This window comes from Duganella sp. LjRoot269 (assembly GCF_964254095.1).
Taxonomy (GTDB): Bacteria; Pseudomonadota; Gammaproteobacteria; order Burkholderiales; family Burkholderiaceae_D; genus Rugamonas; species Rugamonas hordei.
In genome coordinates, this window is record NZ_CAXUSL020000001.1 from 2,658,037 (window position 1) to 2,670,280 (window position 12,244).

Consider the following 12,244-nt stretch of genomic DNA (forward strand, 5'->3'; position numbering starts at 1 on the left):
GATTGCCCACTACCTCCGATGAGTGGCAATTGTTTTTACTCACGTTCTTTCAGTTCTATCTTACTGATACTCGCTGGTCAAAAACCAGCGCTAAAAGCCGTATGAAGTGCTGGACCGGCGTGGTAAAGGTAACGTTCGGATTTTGGGTAGACGAAGAATCAATACCGTGCGACGTCATTATTCCCTCTATTAGGCTGAAGCCTGTAGCGAGCGACATCACTGGGCATAGATTAGTTGGAGCAAAAGCTCCAAGCGTAACCGCCATTCAAAGAGTGCCTCAGAAGACGCTTGTGGACATTGGGTTTGGGCTATCTGAGGGCGATTTTCTTGAGCGCGTTGAGCTGGAATGTCGAGATAAGATAGGCGCGATTCAGCGTACCTGTTTAGCTCATTGGGCTGCATTGACTCAAGATGCGTGTGCGGGGAATTCTCTGGCGGTAACCAGTGAACAAATTATCGCGGTCGACAAGTCCGGAGTTTTCTTAGAGCAGATTGCTCCCTATGGCAGTAAAACTCCACTTGCTAGTCCCTCGCATCCACATGGCCATCGATGGGCTTTCGGAGTTGCAAAAGAGCTATTAAGCTACGGAAGGGACAAAAACTGCGTTTCCCTGCAAAACCTGTCGGCGTCTTTATTCTTCACAAAAAAACCATTCGTCAATGAAGGCTATGGGATGCTGCAATCCCTGACGGCGATGCCTATCGATGCCTTTAAAAAGCTTACAACCCACGGACAGTTTTGTCGATTTTTAGGTTTAATGTCATCATTAGATGCAAGCGTTGCTTGTTGCCTTTTAACTATTGAGCATCCGCAGTTCAATCCAGAATCTCTTCAAAATGCAAAGTTGCTCAATGCCAGGGGCAAACCTTACCTTTTACTAACTGACGATGAAAGTTCTTCAGTTTTCAGTGTAGATAAGCCCCGTGCTGGCACGCGAAAAACTGCAGCGCTATCCCCATTGGCACAGAAACTGGTTATTGAGATTATAAGTCTCACGGCTCCGGTACGAGCGGTCTTGCGCCGAGCTGGGGACAAGGCCTGGCGATACCTCTTTTTAGGTTCCGGGAAAGGCGGCCGACTCTGTCCATTAAACCCGAAGGCACGTAATCTAAATAGTACTAGTTATTCTACGAGTCTTGTGGGGCTATACCCGACACTAATAGAGCACGGTCTCATGTCGGGCAATTTCGACTTCCGGCGCATACGCACCACCATGGGCGTATTAAAATGGTTTGAGACCGGTTCGATTCAATCAATGAGCGCGCGATTAGGAAATACTAAGCGTGTTGTTTTGGAGCACTATCTGCCTCCCTCACTTCTCCGCGCATGGAACACTCGCATCATTAGGCGGTTTCAAAACACTCTAATCATACTCGCCGCTTTTGAAGAAGAATATTTGCTGGAACTAACAGATTTTTCTTCCAACACGGACTTGCAGCATTTTATCGAGCAGATTGTTCTGGAATACCCAAGTTCGACCAGCCCATTAGCTGTCGAAGTGCAGCGAAGACTGGGGGGAGGAGCTGACGAGGACAAATTGGACCTGCAGGACTCCATCCTAAACCTTCGGCTGTCACCAGTATCCCTTTGCTACCTCTATGCGTATGCCGACTATTCGGTGGCAACGTTAGATGCAGTTGCGCTCGAGAAAGTTGACGTCTCCACGAAACTCGCCCCGATACACTTTGTGGTGTTGTGCCGAATGATTAGGCATGCTTGCGAGAACGACGATATTGCAGGGGACCTTCGTGAGCTCCTCGACATAGCGGCCCTAAAACAGGTTCATAAGGAAGCCACACTACGATTGCCGACAGTAGCCAGTCGCTTTGCCAAAATGTCCTTGGATGTTCACTGGAGTGACGTAAATGGCTAACCTTGCATTCCTTATCGACCAAATGCCTGAGCTTTCAATGCCTGCTTCGTTTAGCGCTGAGGATTGTGCAATCTTAGAAGCAAGCCTGGCGATGGCGAAACAGCAAGCTCGGCCGTATGGGGGAGTCTATCAAGCGCCGTTTCTGTTATCGGAATTTGAGGCTCCCATATGGCATACTCGTAATCGTGGACGAGAGCAATTGGTTGGCGGCGTTTGGCGAAACACTGTGAATATCCACTGGGAAATAACGATGCCGGATGGGCTATTGTTAACCCATCCGAAGTATGAAAAGCTGCTTTTACTAAACCGACGCATTGCATTCTTATCTCGTATAGGTCTCGTTAGCGATGTTATAGCGCCAATTAGTTGGAAGGGCTTAATCACGGTACAGCTGCAGCTGACTAGGTGGTTGACGTTGTATGCTACCGAGTTCCAGCCCTCAGAATACGGTTTCAAGCTTGTTGACCAGTCTGGGCTGGAATCATTGATGCTCGGGCTAGCTAGCGGTGGATGGACAAATGCGCATCGACTGCCCGAAAGACTCCTTGAGAAATTTTATCAGCAAGTCTTCGGCGCGGAATGCCCTAGGGAACTGCTTGAGCGAGCTTATCAACTTCCTCTTGATGTTCGGACACCGATTATTAAGTGGTTTAAAGAAAATGGCTATTATGGGAAGGTTGTTGCGGGGGTAAATATTGGTAAGTCTTATTTACTCCGAGAGAAACTGGAACGTTATATCAGCGGATATGTTGAGGCTTCGGTAAAGAGCGCGAAGTTTAACGCGTTTTGTCGACAGTTCGAGCCTGAATTTCAGAATACTACACTTTTGATTGGCATCCATCAGTTCACGGAGAGGCCAAGTCATAAGACCCGTGAAATAGTTGACGTTCTAACGGATGGCGCCGCTGAAAATTCTTTAAAATGGGTATCAAATTGCATCACCAACATTCTGTCGGCCCACCGTCATCTCCCGGACTTACTTCCTGAACCGAGCTTGGTCTCCGTTCGGAGAGCACAAGCGCTGGCTGTTAAACTAACCAGACAGTCGGCACACACCGATTTTATACCGGTAAACGTCGGCCTTGCCTATTTCAACTGTGCGATGAAGTTCGTGCACTTATATGGTGGGTCCATAATTGACTTTTATTTGGCAGTAATATCCGAGCCCCGAGAAACTACCGGAGCATCCATCTATGCTAGCCTTGACGAACAGTGCGGTGGGGATTTTTCTAGACGTTTCACAGTCGCGTGTAAAGATACAGTGGTCCCAATAGGCGAGATACTTGGGATTACACAGTTCAGGAGGCCCTGCGCATCAGTGGACTTTGAATTACTGAGGCGTGCCCCGACCCTGGTTGATGCGTTACGGATTCTGATTGGTGCTTGTATTGTATGTATAGGGTTTATGAAACCCTCACGTGAGGATGAGCTGACGCATCTGAAACGTGATTGCTTGTGCGAAGACGGCGATGGCTACCAATTACGTTTTACGGGCGGTAAGAGTAATTCCGGGGAAGCTTATCAAGATAAGGACAGACCTATCCCTGTGATAGCGGCAAAGGCGGTCCAGCTACTGCAAAAGTTAGGAGCTGGCCTATCGACGGTTTTTGGGCATGGTAACAAGTTTGAAGGTAACCTGTTCTATTTGCCGAACGAGAGAGTCGACGGCGCCCTTGCCGCAGACAAAGGATTGCTTAATGCACACCTTGATGTGTTTTGCGACTATGTAGGGTTGGAGGCTGATGACAAAGGACGTCGATGGTATGTTCGCATACATGAAATGAGAAAGTGGTTCCTTCTATTGCTATTTTGGTCGGGTAAGTTTGAAGTATTGGATGCCGCACGTTGGATTGCCGGCCACACTAATTCTTCCCATATTCATGCCTATTTGGCGTTGGAGTTTCCCGGTGAGGAGCTTCCTCGGCTTGAGGCCGAGTATGCGGTATCGCGGTTAAGACTCATGGAGTCAATGGGCGGACGCAGTTCCGAGTCCGACGTCGGGCTTGACATCCTTTACGATGAAGTGCTGAATCACTTCAAGGTGCAATCGCTTTCCTTAATTCCTAACTCGGAGTGGACCGACTACGTGCTTGCGTTGCGGTTAGAAGAGGGTTTTTATATCAAACCACATTCAATATTCGGACATGCGAATGCGCGGGAGGTGGTGGGAATGAACGTGTCGTTTGTTCTTAGAGAGTCCATTAATGAATAAACTTGGTGCCTATCAAAAAAAATTGGCTAACATTGCGAATGTCACGGCGCGATATGAGTTCCTAGTTCAGACAGCATTACTTCCGGGCCGAGTGAGCAAGACAGTAGCGAAGGCACTCCAGGGGCAACGCGCATTTTGTGCGTTGTTATTGCCAGATTCCAATATTGCACCCCTTTCTCTTAATACCTACAAAACACGGGCGCGCGAGCTGTACGCTACCGATGCTGGCGCTAGTCGGGATGGTTTCGTTTTTATGGAAGCGTTACGTGTTGCCGCAGTAGCAGCAATCGAAAAATCCCACCGAGCGACTGCGGGCGGCAACGGTTCGGAGGAGTCCGTACGGGAAGACGGCCGGCAGCAGCAGATTCGGCAGTTGGAAGTTCACACCCTCCGACAGTCGAAAGCGTACTTGGACTTACATGGAAAAATCATAGCTCTCGCAAAGGAGCCAGGGATTGATGACCTCTCCAGACTGCGTTTGTTAAAGGTTTTGCAAGCGCACCAAGCCGTGTTTGGAGACTTATTGAACCCTGCCACTGCGACCCAGGACGACGTGCCAAACGTAGTGCCAATGAGAGCGACCGAGAAATGAAGAGCCAATTGTTTAACGTTCGGCCGGTAGACTTGCCTTCTTCGTGGCTTTCCGCGAGCAATGGCGGTCGTGTTTCTTTCGAGCACATTGAACACTTTCCCTTCATGCGGTGGCCTGACGGACGTCCATGCGATGTCGTCAACGAGTACTTCATTGAAATAGCTCACGCACATACGGGAAAGTCGTTGGTTACATTTGCGTCGCAACTCAGCTACTTGGTGAGGTACTGCTGGGTTAAAGGATTGCCGATTTCTGCTCTTTCCGATGAACATATCCACGAGTTCGTCGCCATGCTCACGGAGGAAAAATCTCTCCGCCCACCGAGAGAATTCGCCCGCAATCACAATACGACCCGAGGGATTTTGAAGCGTGCCATCATGTTTTTGCTTTGGTACCAAAAAAATTGGGTCTTACCTTACTTACCGCCGCTTATCGGCATAAAGAAATCTTCGCCGCAGATTATTATTAGGCGTATTGTCAATAAATTCCCAAAGAAGGGGCAGCCTAAGTCTTACTACACTCACCGGGCAATGCCACCAGATGTAACTGTCGACCCCAAAAGGCCCATAGCTCTGAACGTTATCGAGGCCATCGAGCGTGCCATTGATGAACTTAGTGGGCCGGAAAGTCAGAAGGCAGCGTTTGTAAAGCGTTTCCGTAACAGACCAGAACTGTTATCGGCGCAACTAAACTATATGCGCAGTAGACGCCACTTCATGCTTTGGTTAATGAAACGGACTGGTTTGCGCCCGGCGGAGATGTTCCAAATGAGCGTTGATGCACATAAGGATATTCTGAGGGAGAAACGATTGTTAATTCCTACCATGAAACGTCGTAGGGAAAATCCACCTCCCCGTAGATTTCCAATTACATTAAAGGACTCAACCGTTTTTCATCGATATTTAGTTATTAGAGGGGGCTATGTAGCTATCTTGAAAGAAAATGGTTTTGCTATTGAAAATTTAGATGCTCTTTTTCTAGGAGTAAACGGCGGCGCAATTAAAAAAACTTCTCTGGAGCGTGATTTCTCTCGTTTAGTAGTTACTGCAGGATTCAAAGATGTTCGTACTTGTTTCAGCATGTTTAGGCATAGATTCATAACATATGAGGTTATTGTTCATATCAAAGAGTTCATGGTTGAGTCTGGGAAGATGCGACACGGCATGGGCAAGACCGATTATGAATCCATTCTGAAACGTGTCGCGACCAAGACTGGGCACGCCTCGGCGGAAAGCCTGTGGAACTACATAGATTTAGCGTGGGAGGAAATCGGTGTATGGGGTAGCATCGACAAAGCTTTGCTCCGCATTCATGCTGCGGACCGACTCTTTGAGGACCTCTTGGAGCTCAAGAGTGACCTGGGCCGGAAAAAGGGGCTTGCCGCCACGAAGAAGGTGGTAGCGGAGGTTTTAGCGAGGTTGGAATCTATCCTGACTCTCGCCAAGGAGGACATCGAGACGACGGAAATTCCATTCCCTAATAGGTGACCATTTCGCCTAAAGTAGTTGCGTCGCTTAATGGGAAAACCTTCCCATTCCGATGTCCGAGATACTCCCCATCAGAGCTTTGGAGAAGATTTGAGGGTTGGCAGAAAAACTGAAATCTTTGATGTGTTACGCACTTTCTTTATAAACGATTATGAGCTTCCCATCCTTACCGCTTGACCATTTCAACCGAGTATTCGAAAGCTGGCGTGCCGGCGTTGCGCATGTGCGCGCCCAATATGTTGCGGTGTTTGTTGAAGGGAGCTGGGTGCTTCTGCATGCTCGCGTGGACTTGGACCCGTTTGAGCTCACAGAAACCGTGAATGAGGTAATCAGTACTTCGAGCATTAGAGCTGGGCACGTGAAGGCCAGCGTTACCCAGCCTGCGCTCGAAGAGTTCATGGCGGCGCTGCGTGCGGGGCGATTACGTTTGTCAGAACACGGCCTAGATTTGGCACTGCCGGCTGACCAAGAGATTTCATTGTATGCGCCGACGTCACTGGTTGAGCCGGAATACTTCACTCCTCAGTTGGAGGTCAAATGCATGCGGCAGACGATGCTCACGCAATCGTTCGATTACGCTCTGGCCAATGCTGAGTTGCGGCGTAACACGGTTCCATTCGATGGTTTGGTCGACCTCCTGTCCTTTTTCGGTTTGGGCAATTCAGGACACCTGCCTCATGAGCAGAAAATCTTGGTGACGTTGAATCCGCCTGGCGACATCATCATCGATGGGTGTGCTCTTTCGCAGGACCAGTTGCGCTTGAAGGTGATGCGGCGGGTGTCCATGGGGCGCGATAGCGTGGTCCTAGGGCTGCGCAAATTTCCCAATCCGTCGATGGAGCGCCGTTCGCAGATTGCAGACAAAATCCAATGGCAGCCGGAAGTGGCTGGCTTCGAGACAGGGTATGTGGAGACCGTCGCTGATGATTGCGGCGTCGCGGAATTATTGCTGTCGGTTGGTGGGTACACCGTGCGGCGCTACTTCCTTCCGGATGCGAGCAAGAGTCTAAATCAGCGCCTTGTTGACTATCGGCGCTTCGACCCGGAGCTGCAGCATCTTGGGCGTGCGCTTAAGGCCGGAAAGAACGATTCTCGAAGCTTAGAAGCCGGTGTTGCTACTCTACTTCATTTGCTGGGAGCGAGTACGTTGACGCCACCGAACCCTGATACACCTGATGTCATTGCAGAGACTGCTGGAAAACGTCTAGCCTTGATTGAATGCACAATCAAGGTCGAGAGCTTACGCGAGAAAGTGGGGAAGCTTGTTAATCGCAGGGAGATTATCAATCGCGACAACGGGTTGAACTCGCCAACGCGAGAAGTCTTAGCTATTTTGGTTGTCAATCAGCCCCGGCACACTATCGTCAACGAGGACAAGTATCTGTCCGATAATCAGGTGGTTCTGATTTCTCAAGAAGACCTTAATTTGGCAATGGCCCACTTGGAAGTTCCTCAGGATTTGGACATGCTTTTCCTGGAGAAGCTTGAGTCTTTGCGCTCGCTCAATAATCAGCCGTTCGGGAGCATACCAGGTGTAATCTAACCTCAGGATTGCTCGCGCAGCCGTCCGGTTGCTCGGCCTTGTACTCTTGCCACAGCAGTTCCAGCGTGACGTCCTTGCGGCGCAGTTCGTTGTGCACGGTCGGCCAGGCCGGCGCCGGCCGCCGCACCGACGACGGCTCGCTGGGCGGGAACAGCAGCCGCTCCAAGGCCGCGTCGTAGCACCCGGGCGGCAACGGCGAGGACAACCCGGCCAGCTTGGCGCGGGCCACATAGCCGCAGACGGTTGAGGGGGAGACGTTGATGATGCGGGCGATTTCCCGCTTGGAGCGGCCGTGCTCGAAATGTAGCCGCAGAACTTCGTGGATTTTACGCATGGATAACCTTTTATTGGTCAAGCAACCCTCCGGATAAAAATCCGGCAGGTTGCCACAGTTATCCCCTCGCCATTGGCCCTACTCAGGCCGCTTCAAACTGTCCAGTTTGGAGCGGAATTGGTGTCCAGTTTGCGCTGGACCGGGTGTCCAGTTTGCCGTGGAATGGGTGTCCAGTTTGGCGCGGAAAACGCAAAGTCTTTCGCTGATTTTCTCATTTCAGGTGTTGATACCGGTGCAGATGGCTGGCTCCAAGTAAATCGGGAGCAGATTGAAATTTTAGTCAAGGAATTGGCCGCGCTGGGCGTCACCTGGAGTGTCGCTGGGCGCAGTGGCGGAGGGGCCGCTCCTTCCGCCTCTCCAGAAAACTGGTTGCCCGATGCTGCCCCTGAGCCGATGTCAGGGAGGGTAGCTGAATCCGCAAAAAATTTGACTCTGGAAATTACCGTACCGTTAGCAGGTAATTCGTTGTCGATATAATGACTTTCTCTACTGAAAGCTTGAACAATAAAGGCCCCACTGGGGCCTTTATTGTTGATGTCGTAGCCTTAAATAAGTGCCGATTTCAACATCTTCAACCGCATCAAGTACATCTCCGCAGCTTTGCGGGAACCCCATGGAGTGGGGCCATACAAGTAGCCTTGCCCCGTCTCAGCATGGCTGAACATCTGAACCTGTTCGGCACTCAAATTCGTTTGCAAAGCCTCGAATTTCCGGTAATCCACGTGTTCAGTACTATCAAGACCAACAGGCTTATATTCCCGGTTTACGAGCACCTGGGTCGAAGGAGTTACGGGTTCCAGCTCGTAGGGCAGCCAAAGCCGCATCTCCCAGTATGCTTGAGAGCGCAGGCCCACTTGGTAGCGGGAGGTTCTCAAGATTGTACTCATGTAGTCGATGGCGAAATCAACCGCGTTCCTGGCGGAGATGAGTTTGGACAAAATGTCCGGCACGTTTACGTTCGGTGACGCATTGCGGCCCGGGTTGCGGTCGGAGGTTTCTGGCGGGTTCCGCATAGCGGCACGCATATCTTGGTCAGAGCGAACAAAACTAAGCGGCTCTGGAATGGCGTTACCTTCAGGTGCGGCATGTTTCATGAGCAGCGCCCAATTGCTGTAACCCATGGCGGTCGCCATGTTGTCTAGTGCTTGGTGGCGGAGGATGCCGCTTTCGCGGGCTTGGGTCTTGGCGTCAAGCTTGAATCGCTTGATTTGAGTCGAGGTAAATTTTGACACGATAGCTCCCCGTTGCCACTATGCTTTCAGCGCGTCCACACCCCAAAAAAGCGGCAACACGAAAGTTATCGGTTGCACTACACGGTTGTACTACACATGATGTTCCCGAAGGATGCTTCGCCGTTGTGGACGGGCCAGTCGTCGTGCTCGACTGTCTTCAGTGTACTTCAAAGAGATGCTGTAGGTAAAGGACTTCCGGCCTGCGTAGGCATTCGGAGACATTCCGTTTTTCACGATGACAGCGTGATAATATGAAGGCGAAGGTGTGTTCTTGACTTGGCAAACCTTCACTTTCCGAACGACCCACGCAACTGTAGGAGGGCCTATGGCCAACGTGTTCTTGGATGGGCAAATGCACAGCATTGCTCGGCACTTAGTTAAGCTGGAGAAAAAAGTCGAATCCCGCTTCGGCGGTAAATTAGACGTTGTCGCTGAAGTTGAGGAAATTAACTTCAAATATGGCCTAGTACCGGCGGCCGACCTAGCATCGTTCTCTCGGGAGATTTCGGACCTTGTTGTGTTTGAGAAAAATCGAGTGGTGAAAAAGCTTGACCCAATAGGGTTCGGGAAATTTAAGTTAGATGACCTGATGGGCAAGAACTCGGTCCAGAAAATGGACGATGAGTTGGATGTAGGCCTCGGCGGCAAAACGGTTTAAGGTTGACCGCGCTTTTGATTTTATGGGCAGACACGGGTTGTCTGCCCTACTAGGTAGATGGCTAAAATAGCGAATTTTGTTTTTGTTCCGTTGCAGGAGCGGCTGTCGATTGTGGTTCAACGTTGTTAACTGGCTTGGCGTTGCTACTCGTTGCTGGTGCTTTGGCCGCCGGATATGCGTACAGCTGTTCAGCTGGGTAAAGCTCCAACAGCGCTCGAGCGAATTCCGGATTTGTGCTACCTAGCCAATCGTCATAATGTTCAGGACGAAGTATTGCAATGCCCCTTTTTTCCTCACCAGGCCGATGGAACCTTTTCAGTAGAGGGTGTTCATCGGCGTTCAACGTAAAGTGGGTGAAGCTGTTTGTGATGGTGCCGTCTTCCTCCTGCCATGTGCGCCACATGCCCGGCAAAGCAATCGGTTCTCTGGCGGCCAGTTCGACAGCCCAGCGTTCGTGCCCACCGGTCTCCCAATTTGGCTCGAATACCTTCCAAGCCGGTACGATGCAGAGCTGCTGCGCAAGCCAGAATCGCTTGTAGTTGACCTTGCTGCCGACTTCTTCGGCCCGAGCATTCATCGTAGCCAGCGCGATACGCTTTGGCGTGGGGACCTTCTTCCCTTCGACCTTGGCTTTCTCGACCATTGCCTCTTCTTCCCTCGTCAGTTTCTTAAATGGCCGATGCCGCTGAGGAACGAAGCCGTAGCTGCCAACCATGCCTTTGCGCTGACCATGCTCGTCGTGGACGATGAACGGTGCAGAATAGTCTTGGTAGATTTCGTCCCGCCAATCTTCATTCACTTCAATAGGTGTACGGAACCAGTCAAAGCAAATTTGTCTTGATACGGTTACATAGTTTACGCACACGGCAGCCCCCATAAGTTTCGTTTGCCATCAATTTTACCGTGCAGTTGACATCTATGTCTTGGATTCCTATACAAAGCACATGGTAATATGTTGCCAACTTTAAGATTGGATAAAATAATGATTTCTCTTGCATCCGAATTGCTTTCTGAATTTATTAAAGAAGAGGCTAAGAAAGTCGAAGGGTTCGAAATGCCGCATATGCCTACGCTTGGCGAAGCTTATGAAGAGATTACAAAAGATGGAATTGATAGTAATTTTGCAATTCCCCACTCTCTCGATTTACGGGTTGTTAAGGGTTTTGTGAGAATCGATGGACATTTAGTCAGAAAACAGATTGATTGCATGCTTGTTGTTGGTGATGGGGAAAAATATGCTCGGACTAGTCAATATTACTACGACATTGACCAAGTGCTATGTATTTTCGAGGTAAAGAAGACGTTGTCGAAGGCGGATTTGTGGGACGCATACGACCATGTTGGGGAAATTAGTCGACGGTTTACTGATTATTTCGTTAAGCGAGTCGATGAAGGATTCCAGCCCAAGATTGAGCGGGCGCGGCTGACTTTTGCTCAAATTACAGGCAAGATGGCTCCTGAAACATATTCAGGAATTTTTAAATTGTCTGGAGATGAGGCCATTCTTTTCTTCACCCTTGTTCTAGAGGAAAATGCCCCTGTCACTATCATTCACGGGTATGACGGATATCGGTCCGAACCAGGATTGCGTAATGCTTTTGCAGATTTTTTGACGGAAAGGTCCAAAATTTCTGGGCAAGGTTTAGGCATTGCAAGCATTCCCAATTTGATTACGTCTAATGAATTTTGCCTCGTCAAAGCAAATGGTTTTCCTTTTGTCGCCATAACCCAAAGGAATGAGTTGGTTGCTGTGGCTTCAAGCCGTTATAACTCTGCAAAAATTATTCTTGAAGTACTGTGGACGAAAATTTCCGGGTATTTCGGAGTAAGAATGCCATACGGTGAAGATTTGGAAGTGGAAAATTTATCACCCTTGCTAATTGCTACAGCTGTCGTCGAGGGAGATGCGGGAGGATGGTCATGCAAATTTGAGGAGTACCCGGAAAAACTATTGAAACGTGTTGAATCGCTGGATTGGAAGCCGGAAGAGCTAGATACTGCCGAGATGGCTGCGATAAATATAATGTTTGCTAAAGGTGGGTATCTTAATATTGATAAAGAAACAGAGGATTATTTCATGAAATTTCATAAATCAAAATTTTCTGATATCTTGACTAATCTGAAGGCGACAAGGCTGTTCGCCGTGGTGAACGACCACCTACGCCCCGTTTCGCCACAGACTTTGGTTCTCACGAAAGAAGATGAAACGGGATATGTTGGAAATGACCGCAATAGAATGGATAACTGGTGTAAGAAAAATGGAGTTCCTCCGAATTATATAAATATGCTTTTTATTGACGAGCTTTAATGGC

General features: G+C 49.5%; 11 protein-coding genes. 8 read left to right on the forward strand and 3 right to left on the reverse strand.

The window, feature by feature from the left end:
• The first annotated feature begins 2 nt into the window (after positions 1-2).
• From ACSQ3S_RS11965 to ACSQ3S_RS11985, 5 genes are all read left to right on the forward strand, one after another.
• Positions 3-1,874, forward strand: coding sequence for a hypothetical protein (locus ACSQ3S_RS11965; protein ID WP_436142484.1), 1,872 nt, complete (start codon positions 3-5; stop codon positions 1,872-1,874).
• The gene (locus ACSQ3S_RS11970) at positions 1,867-4,086 is read left to right on the forward strand and encodes a hypothetical protein (RefSeq protein WP_436142485.1); all 2,220 of its coding nucleotides are present in this window, start codon (positions 1,867-1,869) and stop codon (positions 4,084-4,086) included. Before ACSQ3S_RS11965 ends, ACSQ3S_RS11970 begins: the two co-directional genes overlap by 8 nt.
• Complete coding sequence (locus tag ACSQ3S_RS11975) at positions 4,079-4,678, forward strand: hypothetical protein (protein WP_436142486.1); 600 nt, start codon at positions 4,079-4,081, stop codon at positions 4,676-4,678. The genes ACSQ3S_RS11970 and ACSQ3S_RS11975 overlap by 8 nt, the downstream gene beginning before the upstream one ends.
• Entirely contained in the window at positions 4,675-6,165 is a 1,491-nt protein-coding gene (locus tag ACSQ3S_RS11980) for a tyrosine-type recombinase/integrase (protein WP_436142487.1), read from the forward strand. The genes ACSQ3S_RS11975 and ACSQ3S_RS11980 overlap by 4 nt, the downstream gene beginning before the upstream one ends.
• Before the next feature lie 151 nt (positions 6,166-6,316).
• Entirely contained in the window at positions 6,317-7,708 is a 1,392-nt protein-coding gene (locus ACSQ3S_RS11985) for a hypothetical protein (RefSeq protein WP_436142488.1), read from the forward strand.
• Here the strand turns inward: ACSQ3S_RS11985 and ACSQ3S_RS11990 are convergent.
• Positions 7,668-8,063 (reverse strand): hypothetical protein, encoded by a 396-nt coding sequence (locus ACSQ3S_RS11990; protein ID WP_436142489.1) that lies wholly within the window; start codon positions 8,061-8,063, stop codon positions 7,668-7,670. The two genes, ACSQ3S_RS11985 and ACSQ3S_RS11990, sit on opposite strands and share 41 nt — an antisense overlap.
• Positions 8,064-8,204: 141 nt before the next feature.
• Here ACSQ3S_RS11990 and ACSQ3S_RS11995 point away from each other — a divergent pair, with 141 nt between their 5' ends.
• Complete coding sequence (locus ACSQ3S_RS11995) at positions 8,205-8,519, forward strand: hypothetical protein (RefSeq protein WP_436142490.1); 315 nt, start codon at positions 8,205-8,207, stop codon at positions 8,517-8,519.
• Positions 8,520-8,587: 68 nt separating this feature from the next.
• Here the strand turns inward: ACSQ3S_RS11995 and ACSQ3S_RS12000 are convergent, their stop codons facing one another.
• Positions 8,588-9,274 (reverse strand): hypothetical protein, encoded by a 687-nt coding sequence (locus ACSQ3S_RS12000; protein WP_436142491.1) that lies wholly within the window; start codon positions 9,272-9,274, stop codon positions 8,588-8,590.
• A 325-nt stretch (positions 9,275-9,599) separates the two neighbouring features.
• Here ACSQ3S_RS12000 and ACSQ3S_RS12005 point away from each other — a divergent pair, with 325 nt between their 5' ends.
• On the forward strand, positions 9,600-9,932 hold the full coding sequence (locus ACSQ3S_RS12005) for a hypothetical protein (protein WP_436142492.1): 333 nt from the start codon (positions 9,600-9,602) through the stop codon (positions 9,930-9,932).
• Positions 9,933-9,993: 61 nt separating this feature from the next.
• Here the strand turns inward: ACSQ3S_RS12005 and ACSQ3S_RS12010 are convergent, their stop codons facing one another.
• On the reverse strand, positions 9,994-10,809 hold the full coding sequence (locus ACSQ3S_RS12010) for an SOS response-associated peptidase family protein (RefSeq protein ID WP_436142493.1): 816 nt from the start codon (positions 10,807-10,809) through the stop codon (positions 9,994-9,996).
• A 105-nt stretch (positions 10,810-10,914) separates the two neighbouring features.
• Here ACSQ3S_RS12010 and ACSQ3S_RS12015 point away from each other — a divergent pair, with 105 nt between their 5' ends.
• Positions 10,915-12,240 carry a DUF6602 domain-containing protein gene (locus ACSQ3S_RS12015; RefSeq protein ID WP_436142494.1) on the forward strand — a complete coding sequence of 442 codons (1,326 nt, stop codon included), beginning with the start codon at positions 10,915-10,917 and terminating at the stop codon, positions 12,238-12,240.
• Positions 12,241-12,244: the final 4 nt, after the last annotated feature.